The 24,663-nt window shown below is 59.2% G+C and carries 25 protein-coding genes; 13 read left to right on the forward strand and 12 right to left on the reverse strand.

Annotated elements, in window-relative coordinates; translation table 11 throughout:
* Positions 1-6 precede the first annotated feature (6 nt).
* Positions 7-1,878: a TRAP transporter large permease gene (locus RS897_RS04045; RefSeq protein ID WP_315835311.1), complete on the forward strand. Its 1,872-nt coding sequence runs from the start codon at positions 7-9 to the stop codon at positions 1,876-1,878.
* A gap of 118 nt (positions 1,879-1,996) precedes the next feature.
* Here RS897_RS04045 and RS897_RS04050 read toward each other — a convergent pair whose 3' ends face one another.
* The 3 genes from RS897_RS04050 to RS897_RS04060 form a co-directional block, all read right to left on the reverse strand.
* A complete protein-coding gene (locus tag RS897_RS04050; RefSeq protein WP_315835312.1) occupies positions 1,997-2,506 on the reverse strand; it encodes a RidA family protein in 510 nt (169 codons plus the stop codon).
* Between the two features lie 48 nt (positions 2,507-2,554).
* Positions 2,555-3,352, reverse strand: coding sequence for a transporter substrate-binding domain-containing protein (locus tag RS897_RS04055; RefSeq protein WP_315835313.1), 798 nt, complete (start codon positions 3,350-3,352; stop codon positions 2,555-2,557).
* A 96-nt stretch (positions 3,353-3,448) separates the two neighbouring features.
* The gene (locus RS897_RS04060) at positions 3,449-3,892 is read right to left on the reverse strand and encodes a cupin domain-containing protein (protein ID WP_315835314.1); all 444 of its coding nucleotides are present in this window, start codon (positions 3,890-3,892) and stop codon (positions 3,449-3,451) included.
* Positions 3,893-4,260: 368 nt separating this feature from the next.
* Between RS897_RS04060 and RS897_RS04065 the strand changes: the two genes are divergently transcribed.
* The 6 genes from RS897_RS04065 (at position 4,261) to RS897_RS04090 (ending at position 9,923) form a co-directional block, all read left to right on the forward strand.
* Positions 4,261-4,941 carry an amino acid ABC transporter permease gene (locus RS897_RS04065; protein WP_315835315.1) on the forward strand — a complete coding sequence of 227 codons (681 nt, stop codon included), beginning with the start codon at positions 4,261-4,263 and terminating at the stop codon, positions 4,939-4,941.
* Between the two features lie 12 nt (positions 4,942-4,953).
* Positions 4,954-5,622 carry an amino acid ABC transporter permease gene (locus RS897_RS04070; protein WP_315835316.1) on the forward strand — a complete coding sequence of 223 codons (669 nt, stop codon included), beginning with the start codon at positions 4,954-4,956 and terminating at the stop codon, positions 5,620-5,622.
* A complete protein-coding gene (locus RS897_RS04075) occupies positions 5,591-6,322 on the forward strand; it encodes an amino acid ABC transporter ATP-binding protein (protein ID WP_315835317.1) in 732 nt (243 codons plus the stop codon). Before RS897_RS04070 ends, RS897_RS04075 begins: the two co-directional genes overlap by 32 nt.
* Positions 6,323-6,542: 220 nt before the next feature.
* Entirely contained in the window at positions 6,543-7,253 is a 711-nt protein-coding gene (locus RS897_RS04080) for a FadR/GntR family transcriptional regulator (protein WP_315835318.1), read from the forward strand.
* Positions 7,254-7,281: 28 nt separating this feature from the next.
* Positions 7,282-8,868 (forward strand): gamma-glutamyltransferase family protein, encoded by a 1,587-nt coding sequence (locus tag RS897_RS04085; RefSeq protein WP_315835319.1) that lies wholly within the window; start codon positions 7,282-7,284, stop codon positions 8,866-8,868.
* 290 nt (positions 8,869-9,158) lie between these two features.
* Positions 9,159-9,923, forward strand: coding sequence for a LysR family transcriptional regulator (locus tag RS897_RS04090; RefSeq protein WP_315835320.1), 765 nt, complete (start codon positions 9,159-9,161; stop codon positions 9,921-9,923).
* 152 nt (positions 9,924-10,075) lie between these two features.
* On the opposite strand, the gene RS897_RS04095 is transcribed toward RS897_RS04090, so the two are convergent.
* From RS897_RS04095 to RS897_RS04135, 9 genes are all read right to left on the reverse strand, one after another.
* Complete coding sequence (locus RS897_RS04095) at positions 10,076-11,008, reverse strand: VOC family protein (protein WP_315835321.1); 933 nt, start codon at positions 11,006-11,008, stop codon at positions 10,076-10,078.
* Positions 11,009-11,106: 98 nt separating this feature from the next.
* The gene (locus RS897_RS04100) at positions 11,107-12,252 is read right to left on the reverse strand and encodes a dipeptidase (protein ID WP_315835322.1); all 1,146 of its coding nucleotides are present in this window, start codon (positions 12,250-12,252) and stop codon (positions 11,107-11,109) included.
* A 103-nt stretch (positions 12,253-12,355) separates the two neighbouring features.
* Positions 12,356-13,030: a dipeptidase gene (locus RS897_RS04105; RefSeq protein ID WP_315835323.1), complete on the reverse strand. Its 675-nt coding sequence runs from the start codon at positions 13,028-13,030 to the stop codon at positions 12,356-12,358.
* Positions 13,031-13,037: 7 nt separating this feature from the next.
* Positions 13,038-13,517 (reverse strand): hypothetical protein, encoded by a 480-nt coding sequence (locus RS897_RS04110; RefSeq protein ID WP_315835324.1) that lies wholly within the window; start codon positions 13,515-13,517, stop codon positions 13,038-13,040.
* Positions 13,514-14,470, reverse strand: a complete 957-nt coding sequence (locus tag RS897_RS04115) for a VOC family protein (protein WP_315835325.1) — start codon at positions 14,468-14,470, stop codon at positions 13,514-13,516. The genes RS897_RS04110 and RS897_RS04115 overlap by 4 nt, the downstream gene beginning before the upstream one ends.
* A 21-nt stretch (positions 14,471-14,491) precedes the next feature.
* Positions 14,492-15,394 carry an ABC transporter permease gene (locus RS897_RS04120; protein ID WP_315835326.1) on the reverse strand — a complete coding sequence of 301 codons (903 nt, stop codon included), beginning with the start codon at positions 15,392-15,394 and terminating at the stop codon, positions 14,492-14,494.
* A gap of 11 nt (positions 15,395-15,405) precedes the next feature.
* Entirely contained in the window at positions 15,406-16,185 is a 780-nt protein-coding gene (locus tag RS897_RS04125) for an ABC transporter ATP-binding protein (protein WP_315835327.1), read from the reverse strand.
* Positions 16,186-16,195: 10 nt separating this feature from the next.
* Positions 16,196-17,236 (reverse strand): ABC transporter substrate-binding protein, encoded by a 1,041-nt coding sequence (locus tag RS897_RS04130; protein ID WP_315835328.1) that lies wholly within the window; start codon positions 17,234-17,236, stop codon positions 16,196-16,198.
* Positions 17,237-17,276: 40 nt separating this feature from the next.
* On the reverse strand, positions 17,277-18,029 hold the full coding sequence (locus tag RS897_RS04135) for a GntR family transcriptional regulator (protein WP_315835329.1): 753 nt from the start codon (positions 18,027-18,029) through the stop codon (positions 17,277-17,279).
* Between the two features lie 70 nt (positions 18,030-18,099).
* Between RS897_RS04135 and RS897_RS04140 the strand changes: the two genes are divergently transcribed.
* Genes RS897_RS04140 through RS897_RS04165 form a run of 6 tightly spaced genes read left to right on the forward strand, consistent with a single transcriptional unit; the run spans position 18,100 to position 24,551 of the window.
* Positions 18,100-20,142, forward strand: a complete 2,043-nt coding sequence (locus RS897_RS04140) for an FAD-dependent oxidoreductase (RefSeq protein WP_315835330.1) — start codon at positions 18,100-18,102, stop codon at positions 20,140-20,142.
* 2 nt (positions 20,143-20,144) lie between these two features.
* On the forward strand, positions 20,145-21,998 hold the full coding sequence (locus RS897_RS04145) for a DUF3483 domain-containing protein (protein ID WP_315835331.1): 1,854 nt from the start codon (positions 20,145-20,147) through the stop codon (positions 21,996-21,998).
* On the forward strand, positions 21,995-23,035 hold the full coding sequence (locus RS897_RS04150; RefSeq protein WP_315835332.1) for an electron transfer flavoprotein subunit alpha/FixB family protein: 1,041 nt from the start codon (positions 21,995-21,997) through the stop codon (positions 23,033-23,035). Before RS897_RS04145 ends, RS897_RS04150 begins: the two co-directional genes overlap by 4 nt.
* Positions 23,032-23,820 carry an adenine nucleotide alpha hydrolase family protein gene (locus RS897_RS04155; protein WP_315835333.1) on the forward strand — a complete coding sequence of 263 codons (789 nt, stop codon included), beginning with the start codon at positions 23,032-23,034 and terminating at the stop codon, positions 23,818-23,820. Before RS897_RS04150 ends, RS897_RS04155 begins: the two co-directional genes overlap by 4 nt.
* Positions 23,817-24,164 carry a RidA family protein gene (locus tag RS897_RS04160; RefSeq protein ID WP_315835334.1) on the forward strand — a complete coding sequence of 116 codons (348 nt, stop codon included), beginning with the start codon at positions 23,817-23,819 and terminating at the stop codon, positions 24,162-24,164. The genes RS897_RS04155 and RS897_RS04160 overlap by 4 nt, the downstream gene beginning before the upstream one ends.
* Positions 24,165-24,173: 9 nt before the next feature.
* Positions 24,174-24,551 (forward strand): rhodanese-like domain-containing protein, encoded by a 378-nt coding sequence (locus tag RS897_RS04165; RefSeq protein WP_315835335.1) that lies wholly within the window; start codon positions 24,174-24,176, stop codon positions 24,549-24,551.
* The last annotated feature ends 112 nt before the right edge of the window (positions 24,552-24,663 follow it).

Genomic DNA, 24,663 nt, shown 5'->3' on the forward strand with positions numbered 1-24,663 from the left:
CTTACGATGAGTACAACAGCGGGCAAGGTGGTCGCCCCGGGGACGCTCTATGAAGGCGGCATCCGCCGGACAGCCGACGTCGTCGACCGCGCTCTTTCCCGCCTGTTGAGCTCCGTCTGCTCGGCTATCCTGCTCGTGGAAATTGTGGTTCTGCTGGCCGGCGTGGCTTTTCGATATCTCTTGCATCAGCCGCTAATCTGGTCCGACGAGCTCGCATCAACGCTGTTCCTGTGGCTTGCGATGCTGGGCAGTGTGCTCGCAATGCAGCGCAGTGGCCATATGCGAATGGGCGCTATTGTGTCTCGGACGTCCGGCACCGTCAGAGAGATCCTGGAAGCCATGACTCTAACACTGGCGTTGGTATTTTCCGGTGTCATGGTTCTGCCGTCGCTCGAATACGTTGTTGATGAAGCTGTTTTGACGACAACGGCGCTGCAGATATCCGGCGCGTGGAGAATTGCGGCGTTGCCGGCCGGCTTTGCTCTGTTCAGTCTGGCCACGGTCCTGCGGATGATATTGACCTGCCGGCGCGGCAACCTGTTGAAGGCAGCAGCGATTGCCGCGGCAGTGGTCACCTGCCTGTCGTTCTCGGCGCCCGTGCTTGACTGGCTCGGAGACTGGCGTCTTGCCTTTTATTTTGGCGTTCTCGCCCTCGGCCTCGTGCTGGGTGGTGCGCATATCGCGGTTGCGTTCACGCTCTCCAGTTTCGCATATTTGTCGATCTCCACCGATGTGCCCCTGACTGTCGTGGCCAGTCAGATGGGCGAGGGAATGACGCCGATCATCCTGTTGTCGGTGCCGTTGTTCATCTTTCTCGGCCTGTTGATGCGCAGCACCGGGCTTGCCGGTACGTTGGTGGATCTGCTCGTCAAGCTGATCGGCCATTGGCGCGGCGGCCTTTCCTATGTTCTTCTGGCGGCAATGTACCTGGTCTCGGGAATCTCCGGCTCCAAGGCCGCGGACATGGCGGCTGTCGCTCCCTCGCTCGTCCCCGGCATGCGCAGCCGCGGGACACGACCGGCCGACATTATCAGCCTGCTCGCCGCTTCCGGAGCGATGTCGGAGACGATACCGCCGAGTCTGGTTTTGATCGCGCTCGGATCCGTGACGGGTATTTCGATTGCTGCCCTGTTTACCGCCGGGCTTCTCCCTGCGCTCATTCTCGCTGGCAGCCTTTGTATGATCGTCTGGCTCAAGCATCGGCGTGACGTGCGAATGGAACCGGCAGGCGGCCGGACACTCCCACTCGTGGTGGCTGCCCTGCCCTGTTTGGTCCTGCCATTCCTGATCCGCTTCGCCGTTGTCGAAGGGATTGCGACGGCGACCGAGGTCTCTACGCTCGGCATTCTCTACACACTGGTCGCGGCGCTATTACTGAGCTACCGGCCGCGATGGCGGGAGATCGAGGATCTTCTGGCTGAGACCGCCGCGTTATCCGGCTCCATCTTGATCATCTTCGGTGCGGCAACGGCGATGTCCTGGGCTTTGACGCAATCCGGCTTCTCCGAAGGTCTCGCCGCGACGATGCACGGACTACCCGGAGGCGCGGTCAGCTTCATGACAGCATCCCTGATCCTGTTCATTGCCCTTGGCAGCATACTCGAAGGCATACCGGCGCTGATTCTGTTTGCCCCGCTACTCTTGCCGGTTGCGAAGGATCTCGGGATTCACGAGGTCCAGTATGGGATCTTCATCGTTCTAGCCATGGGGCTCGGGTTGTTCTCGCCGCCGTTCGGCGTCGGCTACTACTATGCCTGCGCCATCGCCGGTATCGATCCAGATGAGGGACTTGGAACGGTGTGGATGTACATGGCGGCCATGCTGGTCGGCACCGTTCTGATCGCGCTGGTTCCGTGGCTGTCGATCGCGTTTCTTTGAATGACGTGATCGCGCTTCGATGGTCCATGGCGCATCGAAGCGCGACGCTTGCGCGCAGATCAGGACGGTGGAGACCATGCCGCTCCGTCGAGTTGAAGGCGCAAGCAGGTGTTGGCCGTCAGGGTCGAACCTGAACGGTGAGTTCAGCCTCGACCGGCGCATTCATCGAAAGATCCGGCTGATAGAGCGCTGCCCGCGCATGGGACCCGATCTCGGGGCCGAAGGCGGCCACGAGGAGATCGGAGGCGCCATTCAAGACCAGCGGCGCCTGGATGAATCCCGGCGCCGCGTTGACGTAGCCGACCATCTTTAGAATTCGGACAACGCGGTCGAGGTCCCCGAGCACGGCCTTCATCATGGCGATGTGGTTGATGGCCATCGTCCGCGCCGACGCATAGCCGTCCTCGATCGACAACTCCGCGCCGAGCTTGCCCTGGATCTCCTGGACGTCCGAATCATCGGCACCGGGGACGGTTCCCGTCGCACCAGAAAGGTAGAGAATCTCGCCCGCGACGACCCCCGCGACATAATTTCCCACGGGACGTCCGTGCGTTGGGTGGGGATGCGGTCGCGGTGCTCGCGGCAGCTTGATCGACAGTTCGGCCAGTCGGCGTTCGATGAGGGACATGACAAGCTCTCAGATAGCGTTAACGGATGAAGACAAGCAGCGCGCGGATCAGAAATACCCGAGGTCGGCAGGAATACCGGATCCCAGGAACTTCCGATGGAGGATGTCGAACTCGCCGGTGACACGGCGATGATAGTAGATCCAGGTGTTCAGCCATTGCAGAAGCTCCGGATCGCCTTTTCGGACGCCGATCGAAAATGGCGCCTCGCTCAAGCGGAATTTGATCTCCATCGGCTTGCCGACGCTCTTTGAAATGACTTCTCTGGCAGTTGGTTCGGCCATCGCCGCCAGGTCGACCTGTCCAGACGCGAGGGCTGCGTGGGCCGTCGCGTCGTCGTCGTAGCGCTGTATCTGCGTGCCGGATGGGGCGGCTTTCGTGAGGAACATGTCCTGGAAGCTGCCGCGGGACACGGCGACGCGCTTTCCGACGAGATCGACAATGGTGGCGGCGTGCACCCCTGTTCCACCGACAATGATGTGGTTGAGCGTTCCGTACGGCGAGGAAAACGCAACCGACAAGGCCCGCTCGGGAGTTACCGAGAATGCTGCCATGATCAGGTCCACACGGCTCGATTGCAGATAGACAACCCGGTTCGGGACGGTGGTCTGCACGAACTCGACATCGACCCCGAGGTCCTTTGCCAGCTTCCGCGCCACCTCGACATCGTATCCGGTAGGCTCCATTTTCTCATCGAGCATGCCGAATGGCGGGCCATCAAGCAGAACGCCAATGATGACCTTCTTTCGCTGACGAATGGCGTCGAGCGTATTTGTTTGCGCAAGTGCGGCATCGGCAAACGAAAGCAGCGAGACTGCAATACAAAAGTATTGAATGAGTCGTCTCATCGATCCTCTCCATCAGCTGTGCAAGGTGAAAAGTCCAATCCCGCGTCCAGCCATCACGAACCTGCGTTCGGCAATCCTGCTGGTCGCATCGCTCATTCAGTCGCGGAGCACGAGCGGTATATTTGCGCTGTTCAGGAATTCCACCGCCACGAAACCGAGAGGCCTATCTCCAATGTTTTCCAGATCGTGGATGAACCACCCGTCCTTCTCGACCCGGAAATGCCTGGTATCTCCGAGCTTGTAGTCGGACTCGACAACGCGGCCGTCCCAGAAATGGGAGCGTCCGCGGCCGGCGCTTGTGGTCGTCCAGAAGTAATCGAGAACGTGCCTGTGAAAGGGCAGCCGTTCGCCAGGCAGCAACCAGATATTCCAGACGCGCGCGCGTTCGCTTTCCGAGGCGAGAAAGCCGCCGACGCGGCCGTTTCGCGTATTGAGCCGCAGTTCATCGTGGCGCCAAAGCGGCCATTCGGGCGACGGCTTCAACACACCAGCGTCATCGGGATCGGGCAATCGGGGAATGAGAATTGCAGCCTCGGCCATCCGCGTCTCCTGAGTTACGGCCGACGCGCATCAAACTTCGGGACACACAAGCGTCTCGGTGACCGCATCTTCAGCCTAGGACTGATTTTGACGATACCAGTCGCGGCGGGGCTCACGGCGCTCCCGCCGCACGTGAAGTTGTCATTGTAGTCGAGCAACTTACGCGGTGCGCCGCGAAACCTATCCTGAGATTGGGAGCACTATCGCGCGGTCGCGGCGAGATAACGGAAGCCATTTTTATACCAATTTGTACATTGGTATTCATTTGAATCAAACAAGCCATTGATATATATAGAATAAATTAACGGGCGGCCGCCGGCCGCTGAGCTTCGAAGCGGTGCTTAGTGAGCTGTCCTAACAACTGAGGCATGGCTGTGGATTATCGCTTCGACTGGTCGGTGCTTCCGCATCACGCTGATGCATTGCTACGGGGCGCCTTGCTGACACTCCAGTTGACGTCAACGACGATCGTGCTCGGATTTTTCCTGGCGGTGGTCTGTGCAGGCCTGAGGGGGAGCGGTCCCGTTTGGGCGCGCACGCTTGTCGGAATTTATGTCGAGGTCATCCGCAACACGCCCTTTCTCATTCAACTCCTGATCATCTTCATCGGCCTTCCCAGCGCCGGCATCCGCCTCAATGCCAATGCCGCCGCCACGCTGGCGATGACCCTGAATTTCGGCGCCTACGGATGCGAGATCGTGCGCTCCGGCATCGAAGCCGTCCCCTATGGCCAGATCGAGGCAGGCCGCGCTCTCGGCCTCGGTCGTCTGAACATCTTTCGGCATATCGTTTTTCCGCAGGCGATCCGGGCCTGCTACCCCGCGCTCGCGAGCCAATTCACGATCGTCATGCTGGGCTCCAGCGTTGCCAGCGCCATCGGCGCGGATGAATTGAGCGCGACGGCAAACATCGTTCAATCCCAGACCTTTCGAAGCTTCGAGATCTATCTGGCGGTCACCGGCATGTACCTGGTCTTGGCCCTGACGATGCGGCTGATCCTTCGTGTCATCCACAAAATGTTCTTTGAGCGATCCAATGCAATCGCTTGAGGTACCACACACATGATCCGCACGTTTGGCTGGAACGAAATCTGGTATCTGTTGCTGGCAGCTCGCTGGACGATTGCCCTGGCGCTCATGGCGTTCACCGGAGGCATTGTCGGCGGCTTGCTAATCGCGATCCTTCGAACGTCCCCGTTTCGCCTGCTGCGATGGCTGGCTGTGGGGTTCATTCAGCTCGTGCAAGCCACGCCGCTGCTGATGCAATTGTTCATATGGTACTACGGCGTCAATCTATTCGGCCTTCGGGTCGACGCCTGGACGGCCGTCGCACTCGGAATGACGTTTTATGCGAGTGCGTTCTTTGGAGAGATCTGGCGGGGCGCACTGCAGGCCATTCCCAAGACACAGTGGGAAGCTTCTGCGGCCCTTTCCTTGAATTACCTGCAGCAACTCCGTTACGTGATCGCGCCTCAAGCCTTGCGCATGTCTCTTCCGCCCACCGTCGGCTTCCTGGTACAGATCGTCAAGAGCACCTCTCTCGCAGCCATCGTTGGCTTTACCGAACTCACCAAGGCCGGGCAACTCATCAACAACGTGACGTTCAGTCCGCTAAGCACCTTTGGGATGGTGGCGCTAATCTACTTTTTGATTTGCTGGCCTCTTTCGATGACAGCTCGCTCCTTGGAGAGAAAACTAGATGTCCTACATGGCCATACGCGACGTCTCTAAATACTATGCCACCACGAAAGTTCTCGACGGCGTATCCCTGGACATCGAGCCGGGAGAGGTCGTTGCGCTTATCGGGCGTAGTGGCTCGGGGAAGAGCACCCTACTTCGCTGCGTGAACGGATTGGAGTCGATTGACGACGGCGACATCAAGATCAACGGACGTTCCGTGCGAGACGGGGCCGCGGCGATCCGAGGCATTCGTCGCGAGGTCGGCATGGTCTTCCAGAGCTTCAATCTGTTTCCACACCTCACGGTCGGCGAGAATGTGATGCTTGCTCCGACCATTCTGAAACTTCGGACTCGGCCGGAAGCGCGGGAAATCGCCAAGGAGGTGCTGGCGCGCGTCGGGCTCGCGGATAAGTTTGCGGCCTATCCGGCAACCCTGTCGGGCGGCCAGCAGCAGCGCGTCGCCATTGCCCGCTGCCTCGCCATGTCTCCAAAGGCGCTGCTGCTCGACGAAATCACCTCAGCGCTCGATCCCGAACTCGTGGGAGAAGTGGTGCAGGTGCTTGAACAGCTCGCCAGTCAGGGAATGACGATGCTGCTGGTGACCCATGAAATGGGCTTTGCCCGCCACGCCGCCAGCCGGATGTTGTTCATGAACAAGGGCCGGATCTGGGAGAGCGGTGCGCCGGAAGTGCTGTTGCGGGAGCCGAAGACGGACGAAATGCGACAGTTCGTGAGCAGTATGCGTCACTGATCCCTGCACCTGCCAGATCGGCTTCCGGAAGGCTCCGCAAAAGCGACGATGTCACCGAAGCGGATAATTCACAGATTGCAGAAGAGAGGCGTGCATGTCCTCAAGCAAACCCCCTGTCCAACCGGCTTCCGGTCCACCAGCGCGCCCTGACAGGCCGAAGCTCCGCTATCGCCGGGGCTACGAGGTCCGGCAGCGAACACGAAAAGAGTCCCCAATGCTAATGACCACCGTCCAGCGCATCCGGACGATGATCGAAACGGGGCAGTATCCGCTTCACAGCCAGCTACCGTCGGAACGAGAGCTGTCGGAGCTTCTCGGGGTCGGGCGTGCCACGATCCGGCGTGCCCTGACGATGCTGGAAGATGAGGGTCGCGTCTGGCGTCATGTTGGTCAAGGGACCTTTGTCGGCGGCCAGCCTGGATCGGTCGTCTCCAATCTCAAGACGCTCAGCGCTCGCACGAGCCCGTCCGAGATTTTTGAATTGAGGCTTCTTCTCGAACCAGGCATCGCGCGGATGGCTGCGATGCGCGCAAGCAGCACGAATATCAACTATCTCAATTTCTGCATCAGGAAAGCGGATGAAGCCAAGGACTGGGAGACCTACGAGCTCTGGGACAACACATTCCATCGCACCATCGCGGAATGCACCAAAAGCGTCCTGCTCATCACCATTGTCGACATGATCGGGCAACTCCGGCGTCTGGCTCCTTGGGGACGACTGCGGGACGCGACGTTTTGCCAAGCCAACTACAAGCAGGGTCGAAGCTTCCACAAATCGCTCGTCGGCGCGATTACGACACGCGATTTGGCGGGAGCAGAAAAGATCATGAGAAAGCATATCGAGACGGCCCGCAGCAAAATGATGAATGCAGGAGAACGAATTAAATTCGAGGAGAAGAAAGTTACCCTGCTTCAAAACGAAAATGACTAGCGTCTTCTCTGAAGTGACGGATCTGAATATGAGAGATTTTCATCATCCTGGCCGCTCTGCTGTTTTCGGCACGGAAGCAATGATCGCGACCTCGCATCCAACGGCTTCATTCGTCGGGCTGGAACTGATGCGCCGTGGTGGCAGCGCCGTCGACGCGGCCATTGGCGCCTGTGCCGTGCTGTGTGCGGTTGAACCCGGGCAGACAGGTATCGGCGGAGACTGCTTCGCGATCATCGCAGAAAAGGGACAGCCGATCAGGTCGCTCAACGGCTCGGGTCGCGCGCCTGCGGCCGCATCGCGGGAGGCGCTGACAGACAGAGGCTTCACCGCGATTGCCGACGATTCCCCCTTTGCGGTCACGGTGCCAGGAGCCGTCGACGCATGGTGCCGACTTCATCGAGATTACGGCAAGCTGCCGTTGCAGGAGGTTCTCGAGCCTGCGGCCACAATCGCCGAGCACGGATATGTCATTGCTCCCCGGGTCGCGTTCGACATCAAGGCTCAGAGCGCGCGGCTTGCTCGCCACGCCGGAGCCGCCGCACTGTTCCTGCCTGATGGCGAACCTCTGAAGGCCGGAGACCGCCATGCACAACCGCGACTCGCCGCGACATTACGCAAGATCGGCAAGCACGGGCGCGGTGCGTTTTACGACGGCGAGGTGGCTGACGAGATCGTCTCGCTGCTCCAAAGTCACGGCGGCCCACATGTCATCGATGATTTCCACATCCAACGCTCGGAGTATATTGCGCCGCTGCGCATGCCCTATCGCGGTTACGAGTTGCTCGAATGCGCGCCGAACGGCCAGGGCGCGATCGCAATGCTGATTCTTGCAGCGCTCGGCAGAATGAGCGAGTGGCAGCAGGCGCGTCATTCGGACGCGGCGCGCGCCCGGATGTTCGTGCAGGCCTCCCGGGCGGCCTACTATCTTCGTGACCGCTTTCTTGCCGATCCGCATGCGATGAAGCTGCCGCCGGATAGTTTCTTCCGAGCACCGGACATGATCGACTTCGTTCGCGAGCATGCCCTTGCTGGTGGCCCGATGCGGCTGGACTTTCACCGTCCACAAAGCGAGACCGACACGATCTGCCTCTCGGCCGTCGACCGAGACGGGTTGAGCGTCTCCTTCATCAACTCGCTCTTCACACCATTCGGCGCCACGCTGTTGACGCCGCGCAGCGGCATTATGCTGCATTGCCGCGGAAGCAGCTTCACCCTGGAAGCCGGTCATGCGAATGTTCTGGCAGGCGGCAAGCGCCCAATGCACACGATTATCCCGGGGATGCTCGCGACCGGAGACGATGCGGTCATGCCCTTCGGCGTCATGGGCGGACAATACCAGGCCGCCGGGCATGCTAATCTGCTTATTCAGATTCTCGAAATGGGGATGGATGTGCAGGCCGCGATCGACGCGCCCAGGCTATTCGGATACGACAAGGTGCAAGTCGAGCGAGGAATCTCCCAGGGGATCATTGAACATCTCGAACGAGCGTCACACTCCATCGAGCGCGTGCATATCCCGATCGGCGGCGCACAGTTGGTGTGGATCGACCGCGAGAAGGGTACCTTGATCGGTGCTTCCGATCCCCGAAAAGATGGCTGCGCACTCGGATATTGATATGCGCAAGTTCGCCCTCCTGCGGCTACCGACCTGCTCGCCGAATGCCGCATCCTCGGCGCAGACGAGTTTTCGGCAATCCGGCGGTTTCGCTATTTCCCAATGGCGATGCGACCAACATTGTCTGCACCTCGACGTGCGCGTACGCGGTTCGGAGTCTGAGGCACAGAAGCTCAGCAATCCGATTCAGCGATCTTGCCTCTGCGAGACGTTAAGATTGTCTTGGGACAGCACAACTGTAACACGACCACGCCAGGCATCATCGGGAATCGCCGACGCGAATCCTAGACATGAATGACCAATCCGATTCGAGGAACACGCTGTGCCAGCGCCGGTCAGCGAAAATTGACCTGCAGCATCTGCACTGTGCCGTGGCGGCGGGAGACTGCGGAAGCTTTCGAGGGGCGGCCGAAGCGTTGCTAATGCGGCAATCAACGCTCAGCCGCCGCATCCGTCAACTTGAACAAGCGGTTGGCGTAATTTTGTTTGACAGGTCAAGTGGCGGTGTCCGGGCAACCGAGGCAGGCCGTAATTTCCTCCGCAACGCTCGATCAATCCTTGAGGAGATGGACGCACTCGTCTCAAATGCGCGCAGCGCCGAACACGGAGAAGCCGGCCGATTGACGGTCGGCTTCTCCACATCGCTTTCTGCCGGCAATTTGCGCGCCACGCTAACTGATTTTAAGCAGCGGTTTCCTCAGATCGAACTAGGAATGGCCGAGCGATCGCGGGCACGCCTCATAACGGCGCTGCGGAACGGCGCTTTGGACATTGCGATTGTCACCGGCGATGCACCAATTCTAGATAACAGAGCGCGTTCTCTGTGGAGCGAACGCACCCTGGTCGCATTGCCCGAGGGTCACTCGCTAGCTAATCGAGAGGCGGTCTACTGGACCGATCTACGAAGCGAGACTGTGCTGGTAAGTCACCGTGATCTAGGCCGCGAATTTGAAAATATGTTGATGTCCAAGCTGGGGTCTCCCGAGGACAGACCCAGAATCGAACGTCATGATGTGAGCCGCGGCATTATCGACAGACTCCAAGGTCGAAAATGAATGTCCCAGCGACGGTGACGATCCATTGCTTCAATCCGGTGACCGATGTTCGCGTCTTCTCGGCGCTCTGCATTCAGCCTCCGAGTTGTAGTTTAGTGGGACCATATCGATGAAGCACGCCTTGGCTCCGCCATGATCGCATCACCTTCTCGTCAGCGATGTTCGACGAACTCAATCAGGGTGTTGCACGCGAGATCCCGCGGAACGGCAATTCCATTATCACTCCTGAGGAAATGTACGCCGCTTCTTGTCAACACTTGCTGTACGGTTTCCATTGACGATACAGCGAACGTCGCACTCGTAGTATGCGGCAAGATTCGCTCACGACTAAAATCAAGCCCAGGAAAGATTGATGCAAACCCCTGCGGTGTAACAATTCGCAAGAAAATGTCGCGGCGCTTGATCACCGCAACGTCGTCACTCAACCAGTTGACATCAGTGTCGAAAATATTTCGGGCCATGAACTCCGCGTCACGACGGATGTTCTTCGTGACGCCCGTCACTCCCGCCATATAGAGCGCGGAGTTCTCATGAACGGTCCACGGCTCATATCGGTACCCCTCCAATGTGGAGGTCTCATAGGGATCGAACTGAAATGGAATCTGTCCGAAGACCGGAACACAAGGGCGCGCCTGGATACGAACGAACTTGTTTCGCTCAGCGTCAAACCACCCTGACTCGTAGTCAAGAGGCGGCGCAGTCTGGATACCCAGAGCGGTCATCGCTTCTCTGGTTTTCATTACATCCTTCGTATAGCCGACGATGGTCCGCGGACCTTCGCTGTCCAGCAAGAACGAAAATAACTGAGTGACTTCAGGCGCTGTGTTCAGTTGATCGGGGATGCAATAGATGTTGAGAAAATTGGCAACGTCGGTCCTCCCCGGATATGGCTTGAAAATAATCTGCCTTCCAGTAACGGACGACGTTCTCGGCTTGGCCTCCCCGGCAGCGAAACCCGTTCCCGCCTTACTGTCACGCATCGGAGTAACGGTGAACCCGAGTCCTTCGTAAACTCTCGCGGCTTCATCGAGATCCGATGCTCGGATCATCAAATGATCGATATCCACTATGCCAAGCGAAGTCATTCTCTCTCTAGCCTCTTGATAGTTCCATCATCTGTGACAACCGCATGCACTTCGAAAAGCGAACGACTCCGGATCGACTTTCCGCCGTAACGAACATTCTACCGAAGGCACGATCGCGACATGAATTTGAGCCAATTGCCGCCGACAATGCCTTCCACTTCATGATCCGAGTATCCTCTGTCCATCAGCGCAGCGGTAATGTTTGGCCACGATTCCCACGAGTCCAGTTCAGGTATAATATCTCCGAATTCAGGCAGCTCTTTCTTGCTAAAACCGTGGCTTGCTAGCTGTGCACGCGCTCGTTCTTTTATCTCGTTCGGAAAATCTGCGCACCAAGGGCCCCAATCCGTCCCTATGCCCACTCGATCTATTCCCACGATGTTTGCTGCATGCTCCACGTGTTGCACAATGGTCTGCAGCTTTGCACCCCCTTCTGGCTTCAGAAAGAAAGGAACAGCCAATACGCCAAAGTAGCCATCGCCGTCACGAAGAGCGCGAAGTTCATCATCGGATTTAGCGCGTGGATGGTCCGTAATCGAGCGGCAACTGGAATGTGTAATCGCTATAGGACAAGACGACACCTTGATTGCATCAAGAGTCGTGCGTGAACCTGAATGGGACACATCAACAATGATTCCCAATTCGTTCATCCGCTTGACGACTTCAACGCCGTAGGTACTCAGACCTGATTGCTCACGCTCGGTGCAACCATCACCAATGTAGTTACGATGGTTGAACGTCAACTGAATAACGCGTACTCCAAAATTCTTGAGCACCTGCAATCTGTCGATCTCTTTTTCGATCGCACTCGCATCTTGCAGACCCAGAACAAGACCTACCCTGTTCGAACCCGCCGCAAGGAGCAGATCGTCGACGGAACAACAGATCGACATGTCATCGGATACACAAACCCGTCGATACCAATGGGCAATGTCTCGCAGGATGGCATTCCAGTCGCCTGGATTGAACTCGATACCCCCCAATGTGACTTGAACTCCGTTTACCCCTGATCCAACCCATGCCGCCCTTATTTTTTCTCTGACGTCGACGTTCGTCTCAAGTTCATCGAGCCGGTCGTTCATCATTCTACGCAGAACCTGCGGCGTCGGGAGACTAGCCTCTAGAGCCGACCGCATGACCTTCGACTGACGATCGGTCATAACGAAAGGCTCACCCAACGGTACGAAATCAAACACGAATGCCTTGCGATGGAGTTCGGTGATCCGCTCCTTGGATACGTTCATAGCAAGCTGGTCTCCATCCTGTTGCACGTTAGTTCTCCCGATCGGCGGCCGCTCTTTTAACCCGCTCCATACCGCTTGCTCATTACCGTAAACGCGCGCACGTCTAGGCAGCATCGTGGCGCTGCATAAATGACAGCCAGTTGTTGCCGATCAGCCCCGCTACTTCGGCCTCCGAATACCCGCGTGCCAGAAGTCCAGCGGTGATGCGCGGCCACGATGTCCAGGCGTCAAATTCGGGAATGATCTCACCAAAGCTCAATTCGCCCTTTCTGAAGCCATGGCTCGCGAGTCTCGCCTGTGCGAGCATCTGGAGCTCAGCCGGGAAATCCGGAGACCAGCCGCCCCAGTCCGCGCCAATTCCGACGTTGTCGACGCCCACGATCTCGACCGCATGATCAATGTGGCGCAGGAAGTCTTCGAGGCCGGCTCGACCCTGCGGCTTGATGAAAAATGGGCAACAGAGGATTCCGATGTAACCGTTGGCGTCCTTCAACGCCTTGAGCTGCTCATCCGATTTGGCGCGCGGGTGCCGTGCGATTGCTGCGCACGACGAATGGGTTATCGCGATCGGCCGCTTGGAATAGCGAATAGCGTCGAGGGTGGTCTGATAGCCGGAATGCGAAACATCGATAATGATATTGAGTTCATTCATACGATGAACAAGTTCGATCCCGTAGGTACTTAGACCGGACTGCTCCCGCTCAGTGCAGCCGTCGCCCACGTAGTTTCGCGTATTAAAGGTCAACTGAATTACCCGTGTGCCGAAGTCGCGAAGCATATCGAGCTTACCCAAATCCTTGCCGATTTTGAGTAATGTCCTGCATGCCGAGTACGATACCAACTCTCCCCTCGGCCTGCGCTCGCTTCAGATCCGACACCGATTCGCAGATCAACATGTCGTCCCCGGCGCGAACTCTTCTGACCCAGTGCGCAGCATCCCACATCGTCGAATCCCAGTCGGAGGGGCTGAGAGACAGTCCACCCAACGTTACCAACACGGCTTTGACGCCTGATTTGCGCCAGACCTGACGCACCTCGTCACGGACGAGCGCGTTGGTCTCCAGCTCTCTTATGCGCGCATCGAGCATGGCGCGAATAATCTTTGGAATTGGAGATAGGGCGGCGAGCTCGCACCTCATCGCCGCAATCGTGCCCTCGGTCATGATAAAGGGTTCACCGAGTGGAGAAAAATCAAACACGAAATTACGGTGATGAACGCGCTCGATAACATCGGCTGGCACATCTTTCCAGCTTGCAAAATTCACTTGATTTCTCCTGCTGTAGCTACGAATTCAAGCAAAGTGTTGCAGGCTACTTCGGGGCTGATGCAGACTCGGTCGCCAAAATCGACATGGTCAACGGCATTTGCTCGCAGAATGGATTTTAAGGCGGGCAGGGAATCCACTGCAACGGTTGCGCCGATTGTGGCGAGGAGCAGCCGCACATCACTGTAGTGACACCCGGGATACCGACTCGCGAAGCCGGTCGGACTGAAGAAGCGCCACTCAATATCCCGTGGGCGGATCACGCAAGCATGCTCGTCGAGCCATCGCGGCTCCACGTCCAAAATTCTGGAAGCCATGAATTCGACGTCAGAGCACAGGTTCTCGGTTACGCTCATGACTCCTTTCACATACCTCGCTGTGTTCGGATGCGCAGTCCACGGTGTGTATTGGTAATTGTCAATCGTGCTGGTTTCGTAGCAGTTCATTTGAAATGGCATCTGGCCCGGCAGAGGTACAAAAGGTCGCGCCTCTATACGCACGAACGTTCCCCGCTCTGTGTCGTCCCAACCCGTCTCGAACGGAATGGTGGGAGGGGATTCAAAGCCGCGACGTTTGAATTCCGCGACCGATGCATTGATGTCGGGCGTCAGGCAAACCACGGTCTTCGGGCCTTCGCTGTCTCCTAGAAAGGCCATCAGCTGCGTGACCTTGGACGGGGTAGCGAGCGGATCCTCGATACACATGAACTCCAGGAAGTTCGCCACGTCCGAGCGGCCTGGATAGGCTTTAAAAATAATGTGGCGATTGTTGAGCGTGGCCTTTGGTGCGTTCGCTTGGCTGCGGAAGCCGTCGGCGAACGCAGACATCTCGATCCTCTTGCGCGGCGGGCAGACGAAGAATCCTAACCGCTTATACGCTTGGGCGGCGTGATCGAGGCTTCTTGTTCGGATCATCAAATGATCGATGTCGATGATCCCAAGCCCGCGCTCCATGAGCGTCTTCCCTTCTCGTCGTTAGGAGTTGGCAAACCGGCGCGCCCGACTTTCGAAGGCGACAGGTGCTGCGAGTGTCAGCAGGACGAAGAGGCCCGTCGCCAATTTAAGATCGGATGGGCCGATCCCGGTCGCAAGCGCGGCCGAGATGAGTTGGTAGTAGATAAGGGATCCAACAACGGGCGCGAGCAGTTGCCGCCCGATTGTCCGAGTGCCTATCAACGTTTCGCCGATGATCAGAGCTGCCAAGCCATTGATGAGGATGCCGAAGCCCATCGTGACATCGGCATAACCCTGCGCCTGGGCTGCGAGTGCGCCGCCGAGCGCCACCAACGCGTTCGCAATCCCGAATCCGACGAGGACGTTGCGGCGTAGATTGATGCCGAGGGCCGGGCTGAGGCGCTGGTTCGTTCCGACGCAGCGAAACCGAAGGCCGACCTCGGTGCGGAGTCCGCGGTCGAGGGCGAGGACACCGCCCCCCAGGAAGATGGCCGTGACCGCCATTTGAAAAACGATGTCATTCACAAGGGACGGATTAATCGCGCCGAATAGTGTGCTGTTGGCGTCAACGGGAATGTTTGGCCTCCCCATTACGCGCAGATCGACACTCCACACGATGGTAAAGAGGATGATGCCGGCCAACAGGGTGTGAATCCGGAATTTGAGGTGGATATAGGCCGTGCAGACGCCCGCGGCGAACCCGATGATAACGGCGGCCGCCGTACCCGCTGTGGGGCTAAGCCCCGCGGCCGCCGAGGCCGCGAACATACAGCCCCCGAGCGGAAAGCTCCCCTCGCAGGTCAGGTCGGGCAAGTCGAGTAGCCGAAACGGAATCATCAGCCCGAGTGCGACAAACGCATAGATCAGGCTCTGCGCAACCGTGGTCGGGATGAGGGAATAAAAGCTCAGAAAGAAGTCGTGCATGGCTTTGCTCTCTAGGCCGACAGCAGCATTTTATCGTCGGACAGGCTGAAGCGTGCGATCAAATCGGGAATCGTCAATCGTTTCTTCTCGCTCGCGTCAATGTCGGCGCGCAACTCTCCCTTATCCATCATCAGCAGGCGGGTACCTGTGTCGATCGCATGCCGCATATTGTGGGTGACCATAAGGGCGGTCAGTCCGAACGTCGTGATCGCGTCGATCGTTGCGCGCATCACCAGCTCGGAGGTATGCGGATCGAGCGCAGCCGTGTGCTCGTCGAGCAACAGCAATCTGGGTTCGTTGAGCGTCGCCATGGTGAGAGCGAGGGCCTGGCGCTGGCCGCCCGAAAGTAGGCCGACGCGAGACTGAAGCCGGTCCTCCAGACCGAGTTGCAAGAGCGCGAGCCGGTCACGGAACAACCGGCTTCGCGCCGAAGAGATCGCGGCACGCCAGCCTGGCTTGCGATCGCGTAATGCAGCAAGGGTCAAATTCTCTTCGACCGTCAAATGCGCTGCAGTGCCCAGCATTGGATCCTGGAATACCCGAGCGATATGGCGGGCACGCCGCTCTTCGCTGTCGCCCGTGATATCGGCGTCATCAAAGCGAATCGACCCACTATCCAGCCTGATCGACCCGGCGATGGCGTTGAGCAGCGTGCTCTTGCCAGCACCGTTCCCACCGATGACGATCACAAACTCCCCACTGGTGAAATTGAAGGAAACGTCATTGAGCGCAACGCGCCGATCCGGTGTTCCGGGTCCAAAGATCTTTCGTACGCGCGCGAGAGAAATCATGGCTGCACCGTCAGCGCTTGACGAGACAGTTGCACTGTTCGAGCGTCGGCGGCAACCGAAGGCCAAGAGCGGCAAGCTGCTCGGCGCTGATCGTCGGCTGCAGGTCAGCGGGGCTCGGCCGCCACGGAGGGAGTTCCTTGAGCGGCATCCCTTTAAGCAGCTTGCCGACCATGATGCCAGCCTTCTCGCCGACCTTGTCGTAGGATGCCGAATAAGCGGCGAGGGCCAGATGCTGCTTGACCGGCCCCGGCACCGTCCCGACCAACGGCAATCGCGCACGCGTCGCGACAGCGGCGATTGCCGGGGCCGCGCCCTGAACTCGGCCCGAAGCCGACATGATCAGCACATCGGCACGGCCAACGATCGACTGTACACGCTGCGGTGCTTCACTTGGAGCGTCCATCCCAACTTTTATGAGCGCAAGACCTCTTCGAGTCATGGGGGCGTCGATTGCCGCAAGGTCGATCGAGGAACTCTCGTCGCCCGTGTCGTAGATGAACGCGAAACGCTTGGCATCGGGCAACAACGTGGCGAAGAAGGCAACGACCGCGTCCCAATCCGGCAGATTTGAGGTGCCGGTAATGTTGTCACCTGGGCTGCTCCATGAAGGAACAAGACCAACTGCGATTGGGTCACCGACGGGCGTGAATACGATTGGAAAACGCCGTTCGCGCAGCGCCTTGAGCGCGGTCTGCGACACTGGCGTTGCGATCGTGACCATCACGTCCGGATTGAGCGACGAGAGCCGCGCGAGCATCTGCGGGATGATTGCCCGATCGAAATTCACGTTGGCCTGCTCGATCGCAAGGTTTTTTCTGGATGTGAAACCCTCGCTCTCAAGTCCTCGCAAAAGGCCAGCCACCGCTTCGTCCAGCGAGGAATGCGGCCCCCATCCGGCGATCACGATTTTCTTCGGCGCTGGTTGCGCATTCGAGGCGACTGCACAGAGCGTCCAGAGAACGATCAGGGCTGCAGCGCGCGAAATTCGGTACAATCGACCCACACAACCCCCTGGCCGCGGCATGCCGTCGACACGCATCGCTTGCGCCACTTCGGGATCGTCACAGATCCCATGGAGGTGGAGCCTAGTTCTAAATTTTTAGAAGGTCAATATCATATTTTTCTATCTTTTTAGAATTCCATACAGGTGACTGAAGGTTTAATTCGGAGAGGCCCGGCAAATTCATTAGTCGCTCGTATACCTGACGCTGCCCGTCGCGCAGTAGCCGCAACAGGATCGACTTCGCAGCCTCGGCGTCGCTCTTTTCTATGGCGACGATCAGTTCGTCATGGCCTTCACTCCACGCCTCCGAGGTCGTTTCCGATCGCAGCGCCAGCCACATGATGCGGATTGCGAGATCGTGCAGCCGACCGATCCAGTCCGCCAGCAGGTCATTACCGCTCGCCGACGCAAGTTCGAGGTGAAAGGCGCGGTTCGCTGCCAAGAGGCGAAATTCGTCGTCGGCGTTCCCAGCGCGAATCGGTTTGGCACAGGCTTCGTTGAGTTCGCGCAGGCGCGTCAGCGACACGCGGCCCGTCGCCAAACGCACCGCCTCGGGTTCCAGCAGATTGCGCAGATCGAAGATATCGCGGACGCCCTTCAGCGTCAGCGGTGCGACGATCTGGGTCTTGGGTGCGGCCTGCACAATCAGATGTTCCTGCTGGAGTCGCGCGAGAGCGACCCTCACCGGTGCCTTGCTTGTCTTGTGGGACGCAGCAAGCGCGCTTTCCGACACCCGTTCGCCCGGGCGCAGCCGGTGGGTAACGATGTCGCGCTTGATCCGTTCATAGACCTGACTTGCCAAAGTGGCAGAATCGCCGCGCTCCACGGGCTTGCGCTTCATTTGAAACTCCTTATTGTATAATAATTGCAATTTTGGAATTCCAAAATAGCTGGCTTACAGGTGTCTTCTTATGGCGCAATATCGGGCGCTACTCCAGCCCCTTCGCATCAAAGGCGTGATCATCCCAAACCGGATTATGAGCACCGCTCATACTTCGGGCGCGAGCGAGGACGGCAAGCCCAAGCTGCGTTACCAGCTCTATCACGAAGAAAAGGCCCGCGGCGGCATCGGGCTGACGATGATCGGGGGATCCACAGCTGTTGCCGAGGACACGCCGGGCGCCGATATGATGCATCTCGATGCGTCGAACGACGACATCGTGCCTTATTATCGCGAACTGGCGACGCGCATCCATCGATATGATACGGCGGTATTTGCCCAGATCGCCCACATGGGCCGCCGCTCGAATTGGGACAATCAGCATTGGCTGGCACCAATTTCGCCGTCCCGCGTGCGCGAGCCTGCACATCGCAGCTTTCCCAAGCAAATGGAGGATTGGGATTTCGATCGTCTGCTCGAGGCCTTTGCGCGTGCAGCTGCGCGGGTCCGTAAGGGCGGAATCGATGGCGTAGAGCTGTCTGCCACCCATGGCCATCTCCTCGATCAATTTTGGTCGCCGAAAAGCAACCGACGTTCCGATCATCATGGCGGCTCGCTGGAGAACCGGCTCCGCTTCACACTCGAGATCCTCGCCGCCGTACGGCAGAGCGTCGGCGACGATTTCGTCGTCGGCCTGCGGATGTCGGGCGATGAACTGGTCGACGGCGGGCTGACGCCGAACGAGTGTGTTGAAATCGCGCGTATTCTTGCGGAACGCGGCGGGGTTGACTATCTGAGTGTGCTCGGTGCGTCCGCGGATGATCTTCCATCACATGCAATGATCTTCCCCGGAATGGATTTTCCCGCAGGGCCCTACTTACAACTGGCGAGCGCAATCAAGCGAAACGTCGGAATTCCGGTCTTTCACGCCCAGCGCATGGGCAATTTGGCGACCGCGGCTCGCGCCATCGAGGAAGGCCATGCCGATATGATCGGGATGACGCGCGCGCATCTGGCCGATCCGCATATCATGCGGAAGCTCGTCGAAGACCGCGTTGACGACATTCGTCCATGCATCGGCGCAAACTATTGCATCGACAGACTCTATTCGGGTGGGCAAGCCTACTGCCTGCACAATCCCGCTTCCGGGCGGGAACAACTGATTCCGCATATTGTTTCGCCGGCTCCTAACCGACGTCGCGCGGTCGTCGTCGGCGCCGGTCCAGCGGGCCTCGAAGCTGCACGAGTCCTTGCAGAGCGCGGGCACGCCGTCGTCCTGCTCGAACGCAACGATGTGGCGGGTGGTCAGGTTCGGCTCGCGGCTCGCGTCGCCTGGCGCGAGTCGCTGCTGATGATTACCGGCTGGCTGGAGCGCCAGCTCAGGAATAAGCGAGTCGATTGCCGTTATGGCTGCGCCGCGACCGTCGCTCTGATCCAGGAGCTCGAGCCGGATCTCGTTATTATCGCCACAGGCGGCGTGCCGGACAAAGGATGGATTCCGGGCAGCGAGCTTGCCGCGACGATCCCCGACGTGCTGCAAGAGAGCGTGCGTCCGGCCGAACGCGTATTGATATTCGACGATAATGGTGCCGAACCTGCCTTTTCATGCGCTGAATTCATTACCGAGCGCGGCTCGCAGGTCGAATTCGTTAGCGCCGATCGTCATCCCGCACCGTTGCTCGAACGCACGACGCGCCCGACATTCATGCGGCATCTTTATGAAAGAGGCACGCTGTTCACCAACGATATGCGACTGACCGGCGTGTATCGTGAGGAGAACAAGCTCATTTGCGTGCTCAAGAACGAATATACGCTGGTGGAGGAAGAGAGGGAAGTCGATCAAGTCATCATCGATTATGGGACTAAGCCCGTCGACGCGCTCTATTTCGAACTGAAGGAGCAGTCGATCAATCGTGGCGCATGGGACTATTCCGCGCTGGTGAACGGCAGGCCGCAGGCCATTCGCTACTGCGACGGAGGCGGTTTCCAACTGTTCCGCATTGGGGATGCGGTCGCGAGTCGCAACATCCACGCAGCGCTGCTCGATGCGCGTCGACTTTGCAAGGATTTGTGAAGATGGGACCGCTCAGCTTCACACAGGCGCTTGCGATTACGCTTGGCGGCGCGCTCGCCGTCGGCACCATGGGCATTGGCTGGCGCGCCAGACTCTGGCGGCGGGCAAAACCCGCTCCCGTCGATGTTCTCGCCGGGCTTATCGATCTTCCACGCCGCTATCTCGTTCACGTCCACGGCGCGGTCATACGCACGCCGCGGGCCGCGCGCATGCATGTTCCGGTCGCATCTGGCTTCGTCCTGTTGATCGCTGGCTTCACGATTGCTTGGATTTCGGGAGATCTAGCAGCGGTCGTCGTCCTAACCGGCGCGATACTGCTCGCCGCAGGTAGCGCACTCGATCTATTGCGCCGCGCACAGGAGGCCGCGCATCTCACGCGGAACTGGTATGCTGCGTTTCCATGGTCGTTGCTCAGCCTGTCGCTCGCGGCCGCACTTGGCGCGATGGCAGATCTTTGGGGGTGGACTTATTCAATTCTTGAGGTCTTCCTCGCGATTCTGCTACTGTTGCCGGTCGTCCATCTGAGCTGGGGATTGGCAGCGGGACCGCTTCGTCACGCATTCGTCGGCACGCTTCATCTGATCTTCCATCCACGTCCCGAACGATTCACCCATCCCGCGCGCGGCGCCGCTCTCCATTCCATCGATATTGCGAACCCGAAACTCGGAGCGGCGGCTGCGCCGGATCTGGCGTGGAATGCCGTCCTTGGCGTCGATGCTTGCGTTCAATGCGGAAAATGCGAGGCCGCCTGCCCGGCCCTCGCCGCCGGACAGCCGCTCAACCCAAAAGCATTGATTGCCGATCTCGCCGCTCAAGCATCGCTCGACTGGCAGCCTTATGCGGGCCGCCGGCACACTGAGGATGATCACCCTGTCGGCGTTATTCGCGATGAAACGCTGTGGTCCTGCACGACATGCCGCGCTTGCGTAGAAGCCTGCCCCATGCTGATCGAGCACGTCGATGCGGTCATCGACCTGCGGCGCTTCCGCGTGCTGGAGCAAGGCACGTTGCCTTCGCGTACGGATTCCGCGCTCACGGCGCTGCGCGAGACCGGCAATGCCGACAATTCCGATCCAAAGGATCGCGCGATCTGGACGGCAGGCCTCTCCATTAAGCGGCTCACGCCCGGTGAACAGGTGGATATCCTGCTGTGGCAAGGCGAAGGAGCCTTTCAGCCGCGTGGCCGGCGCGCCTTACGCGCGTTAGCCGAGGTACTCAGTGTCGCGCGCGTGTCTTTCGCGATCCTCGGCGAGGAAGAGATTGATTGCGGCGACCTCGCCCGCCGCGCCGGCGACGAGGCTTTGTTCATAGAAATGGCCTCACGTGTGATCGCGTTGTTAGCAGGTTATCGCTTCTGTCGAATCGTCACCGCCGATCCGCACGCTATGCATGCTTTGCGCAATGAATACCCCGCGTTGGGCGGCCATTGGCGCGTTCAGCATCATAGCGAGGTTCTGGCGGAACTCGTGGAGTGCGGCCTCCCCCTTCAGCAGCGCCCGCGCGTAGTAACGTATCATGATCCATGTTACCTGGCGCGCTACAATCGGCAGGCCACGGCGCCGCGCGCCGTTCTCACAGCGTTGGGTTTCCATCTTGAAGAGATGATGCAGCACGGAACGTCGGCGCGCTGTTGTGGCGGTGGCGGCGCGGCGCCGCTTGCCGATATCCCCGGCAGGACACGCATTCCGGATTTGCGCATGGCCGATGCCGCGCAGACCAGAGCCGAAAGCGTCGCCGTCGCCTGTCCCGGATGCGCCGCCATGCTGTCCGGCGTCACGGGTATTCCGCTTGACGTCAAGGATATTGCGGAGTTCGTCGCGGAAGCCCTGTTCGCCGGTAAGGAGACGGCCGCGTGAGCAATCTCGAGCGGTGTGATCCACGCACACGCGTCATCTGGCGAACTGGGCCAGACAATCGCCTTCGCGGCGTGCTTCGCAAGGCCAAGCAGGTCGGTAAGCGCATCGTTGAACCGTTGATGGCAAGCCGCATGCGTCGGCCGAACGGGCCGACGGTGGTTGCAATCATCGAGTCGGCCGGCGGACGAATAGGGGAAATAGATCGACAACTGCTCGGCGCCGCCCGGCATCTCGCGGATCAGCATGCAGGTGGCGTTCTGGTTCCAGCGTGGGCGGACACCGGCAGCGATGCCCTCGCCGCTTCGGGCGCGGATTACGTGGTTCGCGTCGACTATCCAGTCGACGGCTGCGAACGCGAAGCGATGTCACAGGCGCTCATCGCAATCGATAATCGCTACGCGCCGATGCGCCTGATGTTTTGTGACGCGATTGGCCGCTCGGGGGATGTCGGCCGCCGTTTCACCGCCCGGTCTAGAGCAACGACAACGACCCACCGTCCCGACGATGGAGCTGTTGGTAACGGAGCTGCGCCAGAAGCGAGAGTGGTGTTCTTCCAAGACGAAGGTTTTGCGCCGTGCGCGCCCGGCGCGGGTGTGGCGCTTGAGCGAATCTTGATCGACGGAACCATCACTCGTTACACCGGCACCACCGAGCGCGACCAGTTAGATCTCGTTCTGCCGGAAGCATCGTTCATTCTTTCGGCCGGCACCGGAGTAGAGGACTGGCATACATTCACTGCTCTCGCACGTGCATTGAGCGCGACGATTGGCGCGACACGTGCCATCTGCGACACTGGATTGCTTCCGCGTGATCGTCAGATCGGTGCATCCGGTCAGATTGTCAGCCCGGCGTGTTATATCGCGCTCGGAATCTCCGGCGCCCCCCAGCATGTCCAGGGCCTGCGCGACTGCGAGCAGGTCATCGCAGTCAACACCGACCTGCACGCCGCCATGATAAAGAGGGCCGACCTCGCGATCATCGCCGACGTCCAAAAGGTCATGCCGGCCTTGCTGGACGCTTTGAGGCCACGAAAATGACACTGCGTGTCGCCGTATTGCTGTCATGCGGATGCCATCCGCTCAGTGGACGCACCCGAGGCGCGGCGTTCGACAGGCGCGCACTTGAACTCGCATTGCGGCTGGGGGATGTGGCGGCGGTGCATGTCGGTCCGCAGCGGGAGGATCTGCGGTTCGACGATTATCTGGCCATGGGCTTACCATCCATCGACCATGTGGTGTTGGACGAAGAATTCGACGTCGTCCCTGCCCTGATCGGGTGGCTTAGGGGGCGCGCGGTCGATCTGATCCTTGCCGGCATTCGCACCGAGACCGGCGAGCGCAGCGGAATCCTGCCTTATGTAGTGGCCCAAGCGCTGGCTTTGCCGGTCGTCGCCGACATCGCAGCCTGTCACGCAGAAGGCCGGACGCTCAACGTCGAACAGGCGGCACCTAGAGGCGGGCGGCGTCTACTCTGCTCGCCACTGCCTGCCATGGTCACAGTTGGCGAAGCGGGACCCGCACCTCGGTCAGGTAGCTTCCGACGCCGCAAAGTTGGAATAGTCAAGCCCGTCGAGCCGGACACCAGAACGACGTGGCGCTGCGCGCAACAATCTGACACCGCCACGCCGCCCCGGCAGTCGATCAAGACTTACCATCATGCACTCGCACGCCGACGCATCTCTGCGATCCGCGACCAGCCTGCATCAAATGGAAGGGTCGTCGTAAACCTCGGACCGGAAGCCGCGGCGTCCGAAATACTTTCGTTTCTACGAGAGCGGGATCTGCTCCCTTCGCTGTCATCTGAAAATGAGGAACCGAAATGACGATCGAGAGATACGATACAAATGCGCGTTACGCCCAACTCGTCGCGTACGGCGATACGCTGTATATCGCGGGTCAGATAGCCAACGATTACGATGGCGATATCCGACAGCAAACCGCCGAGGCGCTTGCCAAGATTGATGCTTTGCTCGCGAAAGGCGGGTCAGGCCGAACCAAACTTCTGATGTGCCAGGTATGGATCAGGGATTTCGCGGATTACGGCGGCTACAACGAGGTGTGGGAGAAGTGGTTGCCGCCCGGAAGCCAACCCGCTCGCGCATCCGTCGGCGCGACACTGCTCGATCCGCGGCTTCGAATCGAGATCGCGGCTATCGCAAGCCGGTAAGGGTATACTATGACCATAACATTAGCTCAGCTCTTGAGCGAGGCGCGCACACAAGTCCACGAAATCGAAATTGCTGAAGCCAAAAGTATGTTCGGCGCTCCCGGCGTCGTGGTTCTCGACGTTCGGGACTCGAAGGAACTCAACTCGGGTATGATTCCCGGAGCTCAGCATGCCCAACGCGGGATGCTCGAATTTTATCTCGATCGCGAGTCCGACTTGTTTCTTCCGGCGTTACGGGACCAGACAGCTCTGGTGATGGTCTGCGGCAGCGGTGGGCGTGCCACGCTGGCCGCCAGGCTGGCCGCGGACATGGGGTGGCATGCCCTCGTCCTCAAAGGCGGTATGAAGGCTTGGCGCGCAGCGAACCAGGATTTGGTGTTCCCATGACCCCGAACGATAGGTCACGCCTCGAAGCGGAATTTTCGAACGCGCCATATGAATTCGCCAGATGCGCGCATCTGCGCAATCAAGACGGACAGCCTAGTACCCGGAATCATAG

Source organism: Bradyrhizobium prioriisuperbiae, assembly GCF_032397745.1.
Lineage (GTDB): Bacteria > Pseudomonadota > Alphaproteobacteria > Rhizobiales > Xanthobacteraceae > Bradyrhizobium_A > Bradyrhizobium_A prioriisuperbiae.

Coding starts and splice junctions, on each gene's coding strand:
- RS897_RS04045 (WP_315835311.1), top strand. CDS start 7: ATGAGTACAACAGCGGGCAAGGTGGTCGCCCCGGGGACGCTCTATGAA.
- RS897_RS04050 (WP_315835312.1), bottom strand. CDS start 2,506: ATGTCCCTCATCGAACGCCGACTGGCCGAACTGTCGATCAAGCTGCCG.
- RS897_RS04055 (WP_315835313.1), bottom strand. CDS start 3,352: ATGAGACGACTCATTCAATACTTTTGTATTGCAGTCTCGCTGCTTTCG.
- RS897_RS04060 (WP_315835314.1), bottom strand. CDS start 3,892: ATGGCCGAGGCTGCAATTCTCATTCCCCGATTGCCCGATCCCGATGAC.
- RS897_RS04065 (WP_315835315.1), top strand. CDS start 4,261: ATGGCTGTGGATTATCGCTTCGACTGGTCGGTGCTTCCGCATCACGCT.
- RS897_RS04070 (WP_315835316.1), top strand. CDS start 4,954: ATGATCCGCACGTTTGGCTGGAACGAAATCTGGTATCTGTTGCTGGCA.
- RS897_RS04075 (WP_315835317.1), top strand. CDS start 5,591: ATGTCCTACATGGCCATACGCGACGTCTCTAAATACTATGCCACCACG.
- RS897_RS04080 (WP_315835318.1), top strand. CDS start 6,543: ATGACCACCGTCCAGCGCATCCGGACGATGATCGAAACGGGGCAGTAT.
- RS897_RS04085 (WP_315835319.1), top strand. CDS start 7,282: ATGAGAGATTTTCATCATCCTGGCCGCTCTGCTGTTTTCGGCACGGAA.
- RS897_RS04090 (WP_315835320.1), top strand. CDS start 9,159: ATGAATGACCAATCCGATTCGAGGAACACGCTGTGCCAGCGCCGGTCA.
- RS897_RS04095 (WP_315835321.1), bottom strand. CDS start 11,008: ATGACTTCGCTTGGCATAGTGGATATCGATCATTTGATGATCCGAGCA.
- RS897_RS04100 (WP_315835322.1), bottom strand. CDS start 12,252: ATGAACGTATCCAAGGAGCGGATCACCGAACTCCATCGCAAGGCATTC.
- RS897_RS04105 (WP_315835323.1), bottom strand. CDS start 13,030: ATGCTTCGCGACTTCGGCACACGGGTAATTCAGTTGACCTTTAATACG.
- RS897_RS04115 (WP_315835325.1), bottom strand. CDS start 14,470: ATGGAGCGCGGGCTTGGGATCATCGACATCGATCATTTGATGATCCGA.
- RS897_RS04120 (WP_315835326.1), bottom strand. CDS start 15,394: ATGCACGACTTCTTTCTGAGCTTTTATTCCCTCATCCCGACCACGGTT.
- RS897_RS04125 (WP_315835327.1), bottom strand. CDS start 16,185: ATGATTTCTCTCGCGCGCGTACGAAAGATCTTTGGACCCGGAACACCG.
- RS897_RS04135 (WP_315835329.1), bottom strand. CDS start 18,029: ATGAAGCGCAAGCCCGTGGAGCGCGGCGATTCTGCCACTTTGGCAAGT.
- RS897_RS04140 (WP_315835330.1), top strand. CDS start 18,100: ATGGCGCAATATCGGGCGCTACTCCAGCCCCTTCGCATCAAAGGCGTG.
- RS897_RS04145 (WP_315835331.1), top strand. CDS start 20,145: ATGGGACCGCTCAGCTTCACACAGGCGCTTGCGATTACGCTTGGCGGC.
- RS897_RS04155 (WP_315835333.1), top strand. CDS start 23,032: ATGACACTGCGTGTCGCCGTATTGCTGTCATGCGGATGCCATCCGCTC.
- RS897_RS04160 (WP_315835334.1), top strand. CDS start 23,817: ATGACGATCGAGAGATACGATACAAATGCGCGTTACGCCCAACTCGTC.
- RS897_RS04165 (WP_315835335.1), top strand. CDS start 24,174: ATGACCATAACATTAGCTCAGCTCTTGAGCGAGGCGCGCACACAAGTC.